The sequence below is a fragment of the Cohnella sp. GbtcB17 genome, from assembly GCF_019091135.1.
Classification (GTDB): Bacteria; Bacillota; Bacilli; order Paenibacillales; family Paenibacillaceae; genus Cohnella.
Genome location: NZ_JAGXJW010000036.1, coordinates 40072 through 58597, shown reverse-complemented (window position 1 = coordinate 58597; position 18526 = coordinate 40072). Strand labels below are relative to the sequence as shown.

The 18526-nt window shown below is 51.3% G+C and carries 13 protein-coding genes; 12 read left to right on the top strand and 1 reads right to left on the bottom strand.

Annotation, left to right across the window (positions count from 1 at the left end):
• Positions 1 to 65: 65 nt before the first annotated feature.
• Positions 66 to 953 (bottom strand): AraC family transcriptional regulator, encoded by an 888-nt coding sequence (locus tag KVT38_RS19900; RefSeq protein WP_217595491.1) that lies wholly within the window; start codon positions 951 to 953, stop codon positions 66 to 68.
• Positions 954 to 1044: 91 nt separating this feature from the next.
• On the opposite strand from KVT38_RS19900, the gene KVT38_RS19895 reads away from it, so the two are divergent.
• From KVT38_RS19895 to iolC, 12 genes are all read left to right on the top strand, one after another.
• Entirely contained in the window at positions 1045 to 2205 is a 1161-nt protein-coding gene (locus KVT38_RS19895; protein WP_217595490.1) for a Gfo/Idh/MocA family protein, read from the top strand.
• A 31-nt stretch (positions 2206 to 2236) separates the two neighbouring features.
• A complete protein-coding gene (locus KVT38_RS19890) occupies positions 2237 to 3145 on the top strand; it encodes an ABC transporter permease (RefSeq protein ID WP_217595489.1) in 909 nt (302 codons plus the stop codon).
• A 13-nt stretch (positions 3146 to 3158) separates the two neighbouring features.
• Complete coding sequence (locus KVT38_RS19885; protein ID WP_217595488.1) at positions 3159 to 4019, top strand: carbohydrate ABC transporter permease; 861 nt, start codon at positions 3159 to 3161, stop codon at positions 4017 to 4019.
• An 89-nt stretch (positions 4020 to 4108) separates the two neighbouring features.
• Positions 4109 to 5740, top strand: coding sequence for an extracellular solute-binding protein (locus KVT38_RS19880; protein ID WP_217595487.1), 1632 nt, complete (start codon positions 4109 to 4111; stop codon positions 5738 to 5740).
• 60 nt (positions 5741 to 5800) lie between these two features.
• Positions 5801 to 7855 carry a hypothetical protein gene (locus KVT38_RS19875; protein WP_254639362.1) on the top strand — a complete coding sequence of 685 codons (2055 nt, stop codon included), beginning with the start codon at positions 5801 to 5803 and terminating at the stop codon, positions 7853 to 7855.
• Between the two features lie 343 nt (positions 7856 to 8198).
• Positions 8199 to 9083, top strand: coding sequence for an ABC transporter permease (locus KVT38_RS19870; protein ID WP_217595486.1), 885 nt, complete (start codon positions 8199 to 8201; stop codon positions 9081 to 9083).
• A gap of 17 nt (positions 9084 to 9100) precedes the next feature.
• The gene (locus KVT38_RS19865; RefSeq protein WP_217595485.1) at positions 9101 to 10006 is read left to right on the top strand and encodes a carbohydrate ABC transporter permease; all 906 of its coding nucleotides are present in this window, start codon (positions 9101 to 9103) and stop codon (positions 10004 to 10006) included.
• Between the two features lie 71 nt (positions 10007 to 10077).
• The gene (locus KVT38_RS19860; RefSeq protein WP_217595484.1) at positions 10078 to 11790 is read left to right on the top strand and encodes an ABC transporter substrate-binding protein; all 1713 of its coding nucleotides are present in this window, start codon (positions 10078 to 10080) and stop codon (positions 11788 to 11790) included.
• Positions 11791 to 11927: 137 nt separating this feature from the next.
• Complete coding sequence (locus tag KVT38_RS19855; RefSeq protein ID WP_217595483.1) at positions 11928 to 14213, top strand: helix-turn-helix domain-containing protein; 2286 nt, start codon at positions 11928 to 11930, stop codon at positions 14211 to 14213.
• 29 nt (positions 14214 to 14242) lie between these two features.
• On the top strand, positions 14243 to 16225 hold the full coding sequence (locus KVT38_RS19850) for an alpha-amylase family protein (RefSeq protein ID WP_217595482.1): 1983 nt from the start codon (positions 14243 to 14245) through the stop codon (positions 16223 to 16225).
• Between the two features lie 133 nt (positions 16226 to 16358).
• Positions 16359 to 17399, top strand: coding sequence for a LacI family DNA-binding transcriptional regulator (locus KVT38_RS19845; RefSeq protein ID WP_217595481.1), 1041 nt, complete (start codon positions 16359 to 16361; stop codon positions 17397 to 17399).
• 110 nt (positions 17400 to 17509) lie between these two features.
• Positions 17510 to 18520, top strand: coding sequence for a 5-dehydro-2-deoxygluconokinase (iolC, locus tag KVT38_RS19840; RefSeq protein ID WP_217595521.1), 1011 nt, complete (start codon positions 17510 to 17512; stop codon positions 18518 to 18520).
• Positions 18521 to 18526: the final 6 nt, after the last annotated feature.

Genomic DNA, 18526 nt, shown 5'->3' with positions numbered 1-18526 from the left:
ATGCAATATAAAACGCTTCTATTAAATAAAATAGAAAAATTTGCAATATCGCATCGTCATTGACTCTACCTCTGGGTGGATTCAAACAATTCTAACCATTTCTTGCGGTATTGATGAGGCGAGAGGCCAAACTTTTTCTTAAAGATCTTGCAGAAATAGGAGCAGTTTTCAAGTCCTATCGTTTCGCCGATCTGAGCGACCGTATGATTGGTCGTGGTCAACAGTTTAACCGATTCCTGCAAACGGCGCTCATTCAAATATTCGGATAACGTCATTCCGACCCATTCCTTGAACCGATGCGAGATGTGATACGGGGAAAGATGCAGCTCGTTTGCCATGTTATTCAGACTCAGCGGCTCGGTATATCGAGCTTCCAGCCATGCGAGAATGCGTTCGATTTGACTGGGGGTACGGACGGCGCTTAACTCTATTTGATCTTGGTAGCGCTCCCACACCGACTTAAGCTGATAGAAAAATGCAACGAGAAACAACGAAAATTCTTCCTCATTCGTCCGTTTCCGGTTTTCCCAGTTTTGAAACACGGAATGGAATTGATCCGCTTCATCGAGGTTGTACAGGCACGGAGAAGGGAGTTTGCTGGTCAGCAGTCTCTTATAGAATGCAAACAAACTTGGCCATTTCTCGAAGTAAGCTTCATACATCAAGGGCTCAAATTGAATGATCGAACGGACGAAAGGGGTTTCCTCCGACATCTCCGCTTGTAAAAAATGCAATTGATAGGGTTGAAATACGCAAAGCGTGCCGGGCGTCAATTCGTAGCTTTTTTGATCGACGATGAGTTTGCCTTTGCCTTCATGAACAATAAGGACTTCCAATCCTCGATGCGCATGGAATGTTCCTTTAAACCAGTCTGTCCCGGTGCTTTTGCGCAGATAGGCATAATGAAGAAAAAAATCGTGGTGATAAAAGGTCAGAAGAAAATGATTGGACACTGGATACACATCCTCTCTATAAGAAAGTTTACAGTATTCAAATAATACCGGCAAGAAATTGACCAATAAGCGATTCCAGGGAGTGAGCGGTGTGATCAAAGTAGCTCTGATCGGTACGGGTGGAATTGCAAATTCGCATCTGGAGGCCTATGTAACTTCGTTCAAGGAAAGATGCCGAGTCGTTGCTTTATGCGATATGTACGAAGAAAAGGCAGCCCGGTGCAAAGAGGATTACCAGCTCGACTGCAAGGTCGTGCGAGATTACCAGGAACTGCTGGAGAGCGATATCGATCTGGTATCGATCTGTACACCGCCGTATACGCACGCTGATATCGCGATCGACTTTTTGCGTGCCGGCAAGCATGTACTTGTAGAAAAGCCGATGGCTTCTTCCTTGGAAGAATGCGACCGCATGTTGGATGCGGCTATGGCGTCGAAACGGATATTGTCGGTCGTCGGTCAAAACCGGTTCAGAGATCCAATCATGAAGCTAAAGCGCACGCTCGACACAGGGGAAATAGGAAAAATCGTACATGCCCAAGTGGATTCCCATTGGTGGAGAGGCCACTGTTATTACGATCTGTGGTGGAGAGGCACTTGGGAAAAGGAAGGCGGCGGCTGTACGCTTAATCACGCCGTTCATCATATCGATATGCTGCAGTGGATGATGGGGATGCCGGACAAGATCCAGGCTTTGATGAGCAATACGTCGCATGATAATGCGGAAGTCGAGGACATATCCATCGCTATACTTTCTTACGGAAATGGAAGTCTGGCGCAAATTACAAGCTCTGTCGTGCATCATGGAGAGGACCAGCAACTTATATTCCAAGGGGAAAGGGCAAGAATTTCAGTGCCGTGGAAGGTTTACGCGTCTTCTTCCAAGGAGAACGGATTTCCCGTTCGAAATACCTCGCTTGAGGAGGAGATTGAGCACACGTACAACAACTTTGAGAATCTTCCTTATACCGGGCACGCCGGACAAATCAACGATGTCATGTCGGCGATCGAAACCGGTTCGCTCAAGGTGCTTATCGACGGCGGCGAAGGACGCAAAACGCTGGAGTTGATCACAGCCATTTATGAAGCGGCGGTTACGGGCAATCCCGTTAGTCTGCCTTTGTCGAAGGACAGTCTTTTCTATTCGAGAAGTGGCTTGCTCGCGAACGTCCCGCACTTTTATGAGAAGAGCTCGTCGGTAGTTTCCTTCTCGGAGAACGAGATCACGCTCGGCAGCGACTATTCGAAATAATACGGAAGTTCAGCAATGGAGGTTTTGATTGATGGCGAAGAAAGGGATTATTCACTACATTAAACATGACTTTCTGCTTTATTTAATGTTGGTTATCCCTGTTGCTTATATTTTGATTTTTAAATACGCTCCCATGTATGGTATACAGATCGCTTTTAAGGATTACAACATTTTTAAGGGTATCAACAGTAGTCCCTGGAATGATTTCGAAACGTTCAAGCAAGTTTTTTCCTCGAAACAATTCTTTCAGGTCGTACGAAACACCTTGGTATTGAACGGTTTGGATCTGATCGTGGGATTTCCGGCGCCGATACTGTTAGCTATTTTGCTCAATGAACTGGTATCGACGAAGTTTAAAAAGGCAAGCCAGACCATCTTGTATCTGCCTCACTTCCTCTCCTGGGTCATTATCGGCGGAATCGTCGCCCAATTGTTTTCTCCCACCGGCATGCTAAACGCCCTGATCGCCGATATGGGGGGTCATGGCTTTCCATTCCTCACGGATAAATACGCATGGGTTGGAACTTATATTTTAGTCGGCGTCTGGCAGAATGCGGGGTGGGGAACGATTTTGTATTTGGCCGCGATGACGGGCATCGACAACCAATTATACGAAGCCGCGGAAGCGGATGGTGCAGGTAGATTCAAAAAGATATGGCATATCACGTTGCCGGGCATCCGGCCGACCATCGTCATTCTGATGATTCTCCAGCTTGGCAATATTATGGCAATTAACTTCGATCGTCCCTTCAATATTCAAAACAACCTGGTTATGGACTTTGGAGACGTGATCAGCACTTATGTGTACCGTGTAGGCATTCAATCCGCAGACTTCTCGCTAGGTACGGCTGTCGGCTTGTTCCAATCCGTAATTTGCTTAATATTCCTCGTAAGTTCCAACTATATTAGTCGCAAACTAGGCGATGACGGCATTTGGTAAGGAGATGACGACGATGCTGCTTATACGAAAATTAAAAATGTCTGATTATATCATTGCATTCGTTATTTTAATTGCGGTTTTCTTATGCCTGGTGCCTTTTCTCTTTATTTTATCGCAGTCATTAAGCTCCAATAGGGCTATCATATCCCAATCCGTTACCGTGTACCCCATAGATTTCAATATCGAAGCTTATAAGGTCGTCTTCGCGGATGACGGCATGCTGTATTCCTTATTCTACTCGGTCGTTCTGACGGTTGGATTTGTGCTCCTTGCATTGATCACGACCATCCTGGCTGCCTATCCGCTTACGAAAAAAAGACTCCGGGGCAGAGGATTTTTTCTCCTGCTCATGCTGTTTACCATGTATTTCAGCGGCGGCTTGATTCCGGACTATTTGAACGTAAAAAATCTGCATTTATTAAACACCCCATGGGCGCTGGTTCTTCCGGGACTCGTGAGCGTGTATTACATGATCATTATGAAGTCGTTTTTTCAGAGTTTGCCGGACAGTTTGGAGGAGGCCGCCCACTTGGACGGATGCAACGACTTGCAGATTTTGCTTAAGATCGTTTTGCCTCTTTCGAAGCCGGCACTTGCCACCATGAGTTTGCTCTATGCCGTATTTCGTTGGAATTATTTTCAGGATGCCCTGTTCTACGTTACGAACGAAAAATATTATACGATCCAGCTCAAGTTATACAACGTGATCAATATCTCGCAGGATTTTGTTGGCGAAAGCGCTATCGTAAATTTGCCTTCGGAAGCTTTGAAGGCAGCGGCTATCGTATTTGGCACCATTCCGATTCTTCTGGTGTATCCATGGCTTCAGAAATACTTTGTATCCGGTATCATGATCGGTGCCGTAAAAGGTTGATATAGATGGCGCGGGATGGATCGAGGGCGGGCTTGTCCCATTCATTTCACCCATTTATATAAATAATATATTTTAAAGGAGAGGTTTCTATGAAGGCGGGGGCACGTAAATTTGTTTCTGTTGGTTTTGCGACGCTCATGCTTGCGTCGTCATTGTCAGCCTGTTCGTCAAAAGGCAACAATACGTCAGATAACACCAAGCCATCAGGCAGTACGCAAAATACGGCAAGCGAAGGCACCTCAAAAAAACATCGAACGTTGACGGTCGAAGTTTTCGACAGAGGCAAACCCGGACAACCGGACTTGAACAATAACTACTGGACCAAGTACATCAACGATAATTTCGGCAAGCAGTATAATGCTACCGTAAAGTTTGTTACCGTTCCCAGGTCCCAGGAAGTCGAGAAATTGAACGTATTGATGGCATCTTCGGATGCACCCGACATTGTATTCACTTACGACGCAGGAACCGTCTATAACTTCGTACAGCAGGGCGGTTTGACGGATCTTGGTCCGCTCCTCGATCAATACGGATCTGCTCTCACCAGCTATCTTGGCGAAGATATATTAAAGTACGGTAAATACAACGGCACCCAGTATGCTGTATCTGCTAAAAGGACGATTCTTGCAGGTTTTAATACCTTTATACGCAAGGACTGGCTCGATAAGCTGGGTCTTCCCGTCCCTACGACCGCGGAACAGTTCTACGACACCATGGTGGCATTTAAGGAGAAAAATCCCGGTCAGGTGTCCGGCGTTATCCCTTATGGATATAGCTTGAGCTCGTCCACTCCGGGGGTGGGCGCAATCATGGAAGCTTTTAAACCATCCAACCTTACGGAAAAACAATTCGCCACGCTTCAAGCGCAAAGCGTGAGCATGCCGCCGTGGAACTTGCCGGGGTATGATAAGGCCGTCCAATATTTGAACAAGATGTTTCACGCTGGATTGTTAAGCCCGAATTTCGTGACGGACAAGGATGGGAAACTCTCGGACGCCGATATCTCCAACGGCAAGGTCGGAGCGTTCTTCACCAACTGGGACGGTCCGTACCGAACCGCTCCCGGCACCTACAACAACCTGAAGGCAAACGTTCCGGGCGCAGAGCTTATTCCGATCGATCCGTGGCAGAATGATGCGGGCAACCATCCCAAGCAAGGTTACAGCCCGAATGGCCTTTATATCTTCGTGCCCAAATTTAGCAAAAATGCCGATCTCGCGGTTCAATATCTGAACTGGATGGCCGATCCCCAAAATACCCTCTTCCTCCAGAATGGCAAGGAAGGCGAGGACTATAACATGGTGAACGGCGTTCCGGTTCAGACAGGAACGACGACTTCCGGCGATAAGATGATGACGGTCGCGAACAATCTCGACTACGATATCCTCTCCAACGGTATCGAGCTTGGGGATCCGCAGAAAAATCAGGCAGCCATCTCTGCCGGATATCCGGGTTATGAGAAAGAGGTAGAGAACGCGTTAAAGGTATCGATGACAGAGAATTATGCGCCTTACTACTACTCGACGCCAAATGCGGCAGATGCCAAATACCACTCTCAGCTCACGAGTCTGTCCGCTCAACTGCTCGCTAAGCTGATTACCGCTAAACCGGCCGAATTCGACAGCCTGTACAAATCGTCGGTTCAACAGTTCATGGATCAGGGCGGCAAGGCCGTACTGGATGAATTCGTCAAAAATTACGATGCGCAGAACGGTCAATAATTCGAAGGTTTAAGATTGAGATAACCAGCACATCCAACTCCCAAGGGTCGATGAAGGCGCTTGGGAGTTGGTTATCTTTTGCCGGCAATCATAGGAAGAAACGCGTTGGTCGCAATCGAAAGACGGTTGGAGGCTTTCATGGAACTCATTTTCTCGGCTAGAAGCAGAGCGCAGGAACAGACGGAATATATCGGTCTGGAGCAACATGGATTGAGAGCTTTAATAGAGATATCGGGCGGCGATGGCGGTTCGAACGATCCGGTTCGAGCAAGCGTAAGGATCTGCAATGAGGGAAGAAGTGCTTGGGCGGGCGTCATTCACATCGAAATGCCTTTTCCGAAAAGGAATCCGAGATTTTTCCTGCCGGCCTTCATTTACGGGAGAAACCGGGGAGAGGCTCCTCAAAATGTGACGAACGAATTTCCCCGTCTGAGAGAGGGGAATCCGTCCCGTCCTTCTTCGCCTTGGTGGATGGTGAGAAGCGACCGGCTCTCCCACCCCGTCGCGCTCGTCTACGACAGCCGGAAAGTATACGGACTTAGCGCGAGTCCCTATTTTATTCGCAAGGATGGCGTTAAGCGGCAGTGGAAGCCAGGCGTCGAAGGAGCGTTCTATCAGTATGGCGGTTATACTTGCTCGCTCTCTAGCGGAAGAGTGGGGTATACGCTTGGTTACGAAAATGCGCCGCTCCTGTTTATCAAATCCAAACAGGTCGAGGAGCGGGCGCCTCTCGCGAACAACTGCTTCGAATTGGCACCGGGGGAGTCGGTGGAAGTATCATTCGACCTATTCGACTATGATGCCGATTCGGAGTTAGGCATCAATGCCGCAATCGAGGCGGTTTATTATCAATATCATCAGAGCCCCAGGAAAGCAAGCGATGTATGGACGACGGTTACCGATTTGTCGACGGCCATTTATCAATATGCATGGCTCCCGGAAGAACGGCAATATTCCGGATTTGTCATCGAGGATGATGACACGGGGGGCTACCGATATAACAAGCTTTTATCGATCAGTTGGACCAATGGGTTGTCTGTGGCGACGCCTGTCTTGATGGCCGCTCTGCGATTGGGAGACGAGTCCATGCGCGGACAGGCGATCGATTGTATCGCGAACATCGTCGAGAATTGTATGAATCCGGTCACGGGTCTGCCGTACGAATCTTATGAGAATGGGAAATGGTGCAACAACGGTTGGTGGTTTGACGGGATGCGCAATTCGGGGCATTCCTCTTATCTGGCGGGGCAGGCTCTGTATTATATCTTAAAGGCATTCGATTATGAGCGGCGGTACAGGAATTGTATCCATGACGATTGGCTGGATTTCGTCAAGCGTACGCTCCTGAAGTTGGAAAGGACAAAAAATGAGGATCATGAGTACCCTTATGTCATTTCCGAAAAGACCGGCGTCGGCATCGAGTACGATGCGTTCGCAGGAACGTGGTGCATGGCCGCGTTGGCCTATTATTGCTGGTTGACTGACGACAGCGCGCATTTAGACAGCTTGAAAAAGAGCGAAAACCATTATTACGAGACGTTCGTCAGACGCATGGAATGTTATGGAACACCGCTCGATACGGACAAGGCAACCGACTCCGAAGGCATCCTCGCTTATATAAAAGCGCTGCGATACATTCATGCGCTGACGGGCGATCCTCTATATCTACAGCATATGAAGGATGCATTCAACTACGAATTTACGTTCAAGTTCTGCTACAATTCGCCTGTGAAGGTGCCGCCGCTCAGCCGGATCGGCTGGTCCAGCTCCGGAGGGAGCGTCACTTCAATCGCGAACCCGCACATCCATCCCATGTCCGGCAACGTCGTAGACGAAATGCTCTATTTCTTGGAGAACGGTGAAGACCCGTATGTTCACGATCGCTTGTTAGATACGATCGGCTGGGGCTGCCAAACCTATAATCGATATGATCGAGAATTCGATTATGGGAAGAAAGGCTGGATGTCCGAAAGGTTTTGTCATTCGGAAGGGCTGCTCACTCAAAAGTATCGGGACGGTTCGTTAGCCAGTACATGGTTCTGCCTGATGCCTTGGGCGAGCGGATGCATTATTGAAGGACTGGCTGGCGACTATTGGGGACATAAGGAGAGATGAGTAAGTTCCGACACGCCGATAAGGCGTGTTTTTTCGTTCGCACGCATAAATCGTACGCCATTTTAAAAATCGTCCGTCGGCTGACGGGGCCGCATCTTGTCGGTTTCCCGAGAAATGCCCGCGCAAACTAAGTTTTGGCCGTATTCTTCTGCCATGCCCCGATGATACGTTTGGGACAGGCACTGCGCATAGCCGAGAACGGGAGAGGAGGCGCCATTGCGATTGAACGCATTTGTGAACCAGTTGATTGTATGGAGGGGATACCGTATTGAAGGCCGATGTACTTGTTCGGACTGATTGGAATCGGAAGTCGCGACGCATAACGAGACATACGATCCGGAGAATGCTGGCCCACTGGCAGCTTTACGTGATCCTGCTTCCTCCGCTGCTGTATGTGATCATCTTTCACTATATTCCGATGTACGGGATACAGCTTGCTTTCAAACAATTCCAGGCGATGAGCGGAATTGGCGGCAGCCCTTGGGTCGGATTCAAACATTTCGACCAGTTCTTCAATTCACCATCCAGCTGGAGAATTATCCGGAATACGGTCGGCATCAGTCTGTATTCGCTGGCGGCCGGTTTTGCGTTTCCCATTTTGCTTGCCGTCGCGTTAAACGAGGTGCGGGGGCGTTTTTTTAAGAAAACGGTCCAGATGGTCACGTATGCGCCGTACTTTATTTCGACGGTCGTGCTCGTGGGCATGCTGATGCAGATTCTCGATCCGCGGATCGGCGTGATCAATCAATTTATTACGTTGTTCGGCGGGGATCCCGTCAACCTGATGGGCAAGGCGGCATACTTCAAATCTATCTACGTATGGACGACCATCTGGCAGGGAACCGGGTATTCGGCCGTTATTTATCTCGCGGCTTTGTCAGGCGTCAGCAAGGATCTGCAGGAAGCCTGCGTCATTGACGGGGCGTCCAAGCTTCGGCGGATCTGGCATGTCGATCTGCCTGCCATCCGTCCTACCATCGTCATTTTGCTCGTTTTAAGCTTCGGCAACGTGATGAACGTCGGTTATGAGATGATTTTCCTTATGCAGAACAGTTTGAATCTGACGACATCCGAGATCATTTCGACTTATGTGTACAAGGTTGGTTTGGTCAATGCGAATTTCAGCTTCTCTACGGCAATCGGTTTATTTAATTCCGTTATCAACCTGATTCTGCTGGTGGCGGCGAACTACGCAGCGAAGAAGTTCACCGATAGCAGTCTGTGGTGAAAAAAGGAGGGGACACCATGGAAGCGCATCCGAATCGGTTGATGAAGGAGTCGCCCGGAGACCGGATATTTAATGTAGCGACCTATTTATATCTGGCGATTGTTTTTGTGCTGGTCGCCTATCCGCTGATCTATGTCGTAAGCGCTTCCTTCAGCGCGCCGAGCGCGGTAATCTCAGGCAAGGTTTGGCTCTGGCCCGTAGAGCCGACATTAAACGGTTACGAGGCCGTATTCAAAAACAAGCAATTGGTAAGCGGTTTTGCCAACTCGCTCTTTTACATGGTGGCCGGCACGCTGATCAATCTGGTGATGACCGTTATGGCAGCGTTTCCCCTGTCCCGGAAGGAGCTGTTCGGCCGAAACCTCTTTATGGCGATCTTCTTGTTCACGATGCTGTTCTCAGGGGGGCTCATCCCGACTTTTCTGCTGGTCAGGGATCTGGGCTTGCTCGATACGAGGTGGGCGATGATTTTGCCCGTGGCCTTGTCGGTATGGAACCTGATTATCACAAGAACTTACTTTCAGGCTACGATCCCGGACGAATTATACGAGGCTGCATCGATGGACGGCTGCACCGACTTTCGCTTCCTTCTCCGTATGGCGCTACCGCTGTCCGCGCCGATTCTGGCCGTCATGGCGCTCTATTACGGAGTCGGTCACTGGAACAGTTACTTTAATGCGCTCATCTATCTGAAATCGCCGGATCTTCAGCCGCTTCAAATCATACTGCGCAATATCCTGGTGTTGAATCAGCTGGACCCGACGATGATGCAGGATTTTGAGGTGCTGCAGCGCAAGCAGGGTCTGGCCGACATCGTCAAATATGCCGTCATCGTCGTAGCAAGCCTGCCGGTGCTGCTTATCTACCCGTTCGTGCAGAAATACTTCGTTCGCGGTATTATGATCGGCGCAATCAAAGGCTGATTGCAAGCCTGGCGCAAAAGCGGTGTAATGGTTGAAAGGGTCGTCGCACGAAAAAAATCAGGGGGTATACCATGAAAAAAGTGGTGAAAACGTTAGTCGTAAGCCTGATCTGTCTGTCCTTCATTCTTGCAGGATGCGCCAAAGATAAGGGAACCGGCAATCAGACGGGCAACCCGAACGCCTCCGGCGGCGGCAGCGCCGGAGAAGCGGCGGTAACCGAACCCGGCAGCTACCCGATCGTCAAAGATAAAATTACGTTGCGGGTCATGGCGCCGCAAATTCCACAGATCATCGACTTTAACACCAACGAGTTTACGAAATGGTATGAGGAGAAAACGAACATTCATATCGAATGGGAAGTCGTCCCTTCGGGGAACGTCAAAGAGAAGCTGAATCTCGTTCTGGCAAGCGGCGACTATCCGGACATCTTTCTCGGCCTCGGCGTCGACGACGTCATCGAAGCCCAGTACGGCGTCGGTCAGCAAATTTTCCGGCCTCTCGACGGCCTGATCGAGAAGCACATGACTGCCTTCAAGGAGGTTATGCAGAAGCATCCGGACATGAAGGGAAGAATCACCGCCACGGACGGCAACATCTATTCGCTGCCTTCCTGGAACGACTGCTTCCACTGCGGTTATGCCCAAAAAATGTGGATCAATCAAGAGTGGCTCGATAACTTGGGACTTCCGATGCCTACGACGACGGACGAGTTCTATCAAGTGATGAAGGCCTTCAAGGAAAAGGATCCCAACGGCAACGGCAAAGCCGACGAAATTCCGCTGGCCGGCGCGACTGACGGCTGGTACACGACGATCGACGGTTTTCTAATGAATCCGTTTATTCTTAATCCGGGCATGTATAACCCGCTCAAGATGATCGTACAGGACGGAAAGGTCATGTCGATCGTAAATACGCCGCAATACAGGGACGGTCTCGCCTATCTGAATAAATTGTATGCCGAGGGGCTGATCTATCAGCCTTCGTTCACCCAGAAAATCGACCAACTGAAGTCGATTGCCGCGAGCGAAGGAAGCGCGATTCTCGGCGCATTCCCGACCGGAGCCAGCGTCGGCGTGATCGATCCCGCCACGAACCAGGAACGGTACAAGCAGTACGTAACCGTACCTCCGCTTAAAGGGCCGGACGGAACGAGACAAGCTACGTTTTTCAAGTTTGATGCGGTGCAAGGCGGCGACTTCCTGATCTCTTCCACCTCCAAATATCCGGAAGCGGCCATTCGCTGGGCGGACGGTCTGTATGAATTCGAAACGCAGACTCGGTTGATCACCGGGCCGAAGGACGTCGGCTGGACAACGCCGGATCCGGGCGCCGTGGGGCTCAACGGGAAGCCGGCGCTGCTGAAGCGACTGAAGCCTTATACGAATGAACCGCAAAATGACGGCTGGATGCATGCGGCCATCGAATACGCGCCGGCCGAATGGCGACTGGGCGAACAGGTGGAGCCCAGCTCGGATCTTTTCACGCCGGATGGCCTCGAGCGTCTGTTGTATGAGGAGACGGCAAAAAAATACCAGCCTTATACGCCGGAAAATACGACAGTCATGCCGCCGGTCAAACTGCTGGCAGAAGAAAACGACGAGCTTCAAACGATCCGGATCGAACTGGAAAACCATATCAACGAATCGACGGTTCGATTTATTACCGGCAACTTGAAGCCTGCAGCCGATTGGGACAGCTACGTGCAGAGCCTCGATAAAATCGGACTCCAACGATTCGTCGATATCAATCAGAAGGCTTACGATCGACAGTACGCGAGCCATTAAGCATACGGAAACGACGGAAAAGACCGCCATAACTTCGTTATGGCGGCCTTGCCTCTTGCCCTTCTGCAAGATGGCAACACCAAAAGGGCTGTGATATACTTTTTTGACAACGCTTTCGCAAGTGCTGGGGGGATTCGATGTCATTTCTAAAGAAAAGACGCAGGCATGCCACGCTGACCAGACTGATCCTGTCCTATCTGCTTGTCCTCGTCATTCCGCTGCTGATCGGAAGCTACGTTTATAAGGAAACCGTCCAGCTTGCGCAGGAGGAGGCGCTCCGTTCCAATCAATCCCTTCTGGAGCAAACGGGGGCGATTGTGGACGAGCGGCTGAACGAGCTTGACGCCATCTCCAAGTATATTGCGATGGACCGCAAGATCATCTCCCTGATGAACGTCGAGGAAATCGCGGAAGGATCAAACGATTACTACAAGGTCTGGGACATCCTGAGCACGAACCCCAAGTACAATTTAACCAACAAATTTATCGTCGATTATTATGTCTTCTTCAAGGACAATCGGCTGGTGCTGTCGTCGGACCGGTCCTATACGAGTCCGGAAGCGTTCGAGAAGAGTCTGTATCGGAATCAAGACAGCGGTAGCCCGGACTGGGACCGCGTCCTGTGGAGCGAGCGTCATCAAAGCCAATATGTCTCCGGCGGCCACGTGACGATCGACGGCAAGAGCCACCGCGTCATTTATTACCTGCAGTCGATCCCTTGGGAGTATAGCAGCAATCCCAAGGGCGCGTTGATGATTCTGATCGATGAATCCGCCATTCAGAACCTGTTGTCCAAGATCAACCTCGGACGCAGCGGGATGATATTCGTCGAGAATCAGGATGGGGACATCATTACGCAGTTGACGGGAGATCGGACGGTCATCGAGCCGTCCGGCATTGCTGCGGGCAACCTTCGAGACGGAAACTACGTATCGCCTGCCGGGGAGAAGTTTATCGTGTCCCGTTCGTTGTCGACCGTCAGCGGCTGGAAATACGTTTCCGTCGTCCCGTCGAGACTGGTGATGACCAAGGTGGACTACATCCGCAATGTTACCTTTGCCGTACTGCTAATCACGCTTACGCTTGGCATCGTCACGGCTTGCATGCTGGCTTATCGGAACTATAAGCCGGTCAAACAGCTGGTCGGCAAAATCAGGGAGCTATTCGGAACGGACAACGACAGAAGCATGAGCGAATACGATTATTTGGACAGCAGGATCTCGGAATTGTACCGCAGCCATCGGAGCATGCGCGACCAGATGCTCCGAACGACCTTTTTCGAGCGGCTGCTGAACGGCGGTTTTTACGATCAGGGCGAGGATTCGCTGCCGGTTCATGTAGAAGGAGAACGCTTCGGCGTCATGCTGGCGCGGATCATGCCGGGCAAGGATACGTCGGACAGACGGACGGCGGAACAAATGAACAGACTGATGCTTCTCGTCAAGGAGGAGCTGTGTACCGAAGCAGCTGTACCCTTTTATAAGGATGACTTGAACGATAACCGGATCGTGATTGTCGTTTCCTTCGGAGAAGGCGATCCGTCGTCGATGAGGAGCATCGTCGAACGGTTCGAGGAGAAGGTTCGGGACAAGCTGCCCTTCGACGTTCATTTCTCCGCAGGTGCGGTGTATCCGGGATTGCATAATGTGAGCATTTCGTTCGACGAGGCCAAGCAGGCGCTCGAATACGCCCGTTACGCGAAGAACGGCAGCGCCTATACGCTTTTTAGCGAAGTGCCGAATGAGAACCAGAAGTTCTATTATCCCATTGAGCTGGAACTGAAGCTCATCAGCAACGTCAAGAGCGGCGACGAGGCGGAGGTTCGCAGGATCATCCGCAGGATCAGCGAGGAGAACTTCGTGAACCGAAGCTTGACGTCCGGGATGATCGAGCAGCTCATTCATGTGCTTAAAGGCACTGTCGTCCGAAGTCTCGGTCCGAACGAAATGGAGCCGCAGATCGGTCGGCTGCTGGAGAAGGTTCAACGGATGGACCGGATCGAAGACATTTTCGAAGCGATTCTGGCGTCGCATTTGTTATTATGCCATGCGCAGGCCGAACAGAAAAATCAGGACAAAGCCAAATTGAAGGCGCAGATCGCGGCGATTGTCGAGCAATCCTATATGCGTGAAGATTTTGTGTTGTATGAGCTTGCATCGCAACTTCGCTTCTCGGAAACGTACATGTACCAGCTGTTCAAGGAGCTGATGAACGCCACCTTTTCCGATTATCTCGAAGGTACGCGCATTCGGCGCGCGTGCGAGCTGCTGAACGGGGAGGAATGTACGATCCGGGACGTAGCCAAGGCGGTCGGATACAGCAGCGATCACACGTTCCGGCGGGCATTCAAGCGGATCATGGGGGTGGCTCCCACAGAATATGTAAGGGCCACCAGAGGGTTAGAGGGGACATCGACAACGTGAACGATCACGAGAGGGAGTAGGTCTGACGAATGAACAAGCTGGCTTCAAGACAAGTGCATCTGGATTTTCATACTTCCGAGTTCATACCGGGCGTAGGTGCTAAATTCGATGCAGGGCAATTCCAGGATGCGCTTCGAGCGGGACATGTAAACTCCATCACGATTTTCGCCAAGTGCCATCACAGCTGGAGCTATTACCCGACCAAGGCGGGCCGCATGCATCCGACGCTCGATGTCGACCTGACCGGAGCGATGGTGGACGCCGCGCATGCGATCGGGGTCAAGGCGCCGATCTATATTACGGTCGGCTGGTCGGCAGGGGATGCGGACGACATGCCGGAATGCGTAGCGCGGCAGCAGGATGGCGGGATACAGATGATCGGCGGCTTGCCGGATGCGTCGCCCTCCGACAAGCGGCCGATCGTTTCCTGGAAATTCATGTGTCCAAGCGGCCGCTATGCGGAATTGATTTATGCGCAAACCCGCGAAGTGTGCGAACGTTATCCGGAGCTCGACGGTCTTTTTTACGATATTTGCTTCCAGCCGCCGCTATGCTGGTGTGACAATTGCGTCGCCGGCATGAAGGAGCAGGGGCTGAACCCGGCTGTCGAACAGGACGTGCGCAGCTATCAAGTTCTCAAATGGACGCGTTTTACTTCAACCTGCACGTCAATATTGAGAGCGTATCACCGGGATGCGTCCATTTTCTTTAACGGCGGCGCGGAGTTGAATCACAAGGAGTGGCATGGCGTCCACACCCATATCGAGATGGAAGACTTGCCGACGACATGGGGCGGGTACGACAAGATGCCCGTGCGTGCCAAATATTTTGCCGCCCTCGGAAGTTCGTACCTCGGGATGACCGGGAAATTTCACACGATGTGGGGCGAGTTCGGCGGATTTAAGAGCCCCGAAGCGCTTCGCTACGAGGTCGCTTCGATGATGATGTACGGCGCCCGCTGCAGCATCGGCGATCAGATGCATCCGAGCGGTCTGATGGATATGGAGACGTATCGCACGATCGGCGAAGCTTACCGCTATGCGGAACAGATCGAGGAATGGTGCTTCGACGTCGAGGAGACGGCTACGCTCGGCGTCATATTATCGAACCGATCGGAAGCGGATGAAGGTCTGACCAAGATGCTGCTCGAATGCCAGCTCGACTTCGACATCGCGGACCCGGAACGGGCGTTGGACCGATTCGAGACGCTGATCCTGCCGGATTCCGTTGTGTTAAATGAGGAAGCGGCCTTGCGAATCCAAAGCTATGTCGACCGGGGCGGAAGTTTGCTCCTCACGGGGACAAGCGGCTTGAATCCGGGAAAAACACATTTTCAGCTCGATGTCGGCGCCGCCTATCAAGGTCCCTCCTTGTACGAGAACGATTATGTGCTTGCGGGCGAACCGTTGAACGCCGGCATCGTATCGAGTCCGTTTTTGTTCTATGAAGGCGCCGAGCAGGTCAGCGTGAAGGACGCGGAAGTGCTGGCCACGATCTACGAACCGTACTTCAACAGGACATATGGACATTATTGCTCGCATCAGAACACGCCCTATGGTATGGAACCGGCCGATTACCCGGCCGCCATCCGCAAAGGCAGCATTGTGTACGTGGCTCATCCGATCTGCTCGATGTACTTCCGCCATGGCGCCAAATATCATCGCGACTATCTGATCAACGCTCTGAAGCTGGTTTATCGCAAGCCTGTCATGCGGGTAAGCTTGCCCAGCTGCGGTCGGGCACGATTCGTCTATCAGCGTTCGCAGGAGAGATATATATTGCACCTGACGTATGCCGCGCCGATTCAACGCGGAAGGACGAGCGTGATCGAGGATATGCCGCCGCTCCACGACATCGCTGCCGAGCTGACCGTCGGATCGCGCGTGACGCGGGCGACGTTGATTCCCCAGGGTGAATCCATACCTTTCGTTCAGTCCGGCGACACCGTGAAGCTGACCGTTCCCCGCGTTCAGGGACATCAGATGGTCGTTTTAGAAGAGACACGCCGATAAGGCGTGTTTTTGTATTCTCGGATTCATTCGATTGCGCTTTTTTTAAAGCGTTGTGAAATCGCGTAGAACATGCCATAGTTATGATTAGCCATTAACAGCGGTCGGCAAAAAACAAACGGCAGGGAACGAAACGATGACTACGATAAAAGATATTGCGAATCACGCCAAAGTGTCGGTTGCTACCGTCTCCTATGTGTTGAACAATACGCGATATGTTAGCCCGGAGAAAAAGGAACGGATCCTTCAGGCGATCCGCGAGCTGGACTATGTGCCTAATGCGGTAGCCAGAGGACTGCGAGTAAGGCGAAGCCAGACTTTAAGTCTTGTCGTAGCCGACATTACGAATCCTTTTTATCCGGACATCGCCAAGGCTTGCGAAGAGGTGGCGCAAGAAGCCGGTTATTTGGTAAACATCATTAACACCAATGAAGATGGTCAACGTCTGGCGGATGCGCTTAGGCTACTGCGCGAAGGCAAGACGGACGGTATGATTATTACAACCGCGCTGGAAAAAGATGGGGCCGTATTAAAAGAACTAAAAGATTATGCTTTGCCTGTCGTTTTTGCGCATCGAGAGCTTCCGGGGCTTGATATGGACAGTGTGGTATCCGACAACTTTAACGGTGCGGTGACGGCTACGAACCACCTCCTCGGACTTGGCCATCGCAAAGTTGCGTTTATGGGTGGGGTGGAGGGCTCCGAGATAACCCGTTTGAGACGAGAAGGCTATGTCTTCGCCATGCGCGAGTCAGGGCTTGCGATCGAACCGGAATGGCTTATTTCCGGAGAAGCGCGTTATGAGCCTAGCTATCTCGCAACGAAGACATTAATGGAGCTGGATGCATCCAAACGGCCGACAGCCATAATAAATATTAATGATGTAGGCGCGATCGGCGTCATCGATGCTGCCTATGATTTAAAATTGAGCGTACCCGACGATTTGGCCGTCGTCGGCTTTGACGATCTTTTTATCGCGAATTCGCGGCTGATTCAGCTGACTACGGTTCGTATTCCTCGATATGAGCTCGGCAAAAAGGCGACAATGATATTGCTGGAGAAGTTAAAAATGCCGGAACGAGAAGCCGATGATAAGCCTGTCAATCGAATCGTCCTGCCGGTGGAGCTGATCGTGCGGGGGACTTGCGGAGCAAGGGCAAGAGAAATGGAAAAATAATGATTTACAACGCCGCGAGCACGTTTTATAGTAATGATATCTAATCGATTAGATGAACTTGCGATTCTATCTAATCGATTAGATGAATAACACGAAGGGAGGTTTTTATAATAGGAGTTCTGAACTTTAAGCAGGACCGACCTATGGATCTAATCGGATTAGGCCGGCTATGCATCGACCTCAATGCGAACGAGATTCATCGGCCGATGGAGGAGACTTTGACCTTTACGAAGTATTTGGGCGGCTCTCCCGCGAATATTACCGTGGCAGCCGCCAGGCTCGGATTGAGCGCCGGGTTTATCGGCAAAGTGTCGGACGATGCCTTCGGTCGATATATCGTCCGGTACTTGCAGCAGACCGGCGTAGATGCCCGCTGCGTTGCGGTTGATCGCGAAGGAGCCGTTACCGGACTGGCATTTACGGAGATCAAGTCTCCGACGGACTGCAGTATTCTCATGTACCGGGATAATGTCGCCGACTTGAAGCTGTCTCCGGCGGATATTGACGAAGGCTATATTCGCAAGGCTAAAGCCCTGCTCATATCAGGAACGGCGCTGGCGAAGAGCCCCTCAAGGGAAGCGGTGTTCATGGCGTTGGAATACGCGTCCAAGCATGAGGTCGTCACTTTTTTCGATATCGACTACCGTCCGTATACGTGGACCTCGGCGCTTGAAGCCGGCATCTATGCCAAGCTGGCAGCCGAGAAATGCGACTGTATTCTGGGAGGACGCGAGGAATTCGATTTGCTCGAACTCGCTATGGGCCGCCCCCTCCATCAAGAAGACGATTGGACGGCAGCTCACTGGCTGAAGCATAAGGCACGGCTGATCGTCGTTAAAAGAGGAGGCGACGGGTCCAAGGCTTATGACCGCAGCGGCAACATTTTCCATGGCAGCACCTTTCCCGCCGAGGTCGTCAAAACCTTTGGAGCGGGGGACGCCTTCGCCGGCGCCTTTATATACGGCATCATGCAAGGATGGGAAATTGAAAAAGCCCAGACGTTCGGTGCGGCTTCGGCGTCGATCGTCGTATCCAGCCATAGCTGCTCCGATGCCATGCCCACTGTAAGCCAGGTCCAGGAGAAAATCGATCGATGGACATCCAAGAAGCAGATGGGGTAACGCATA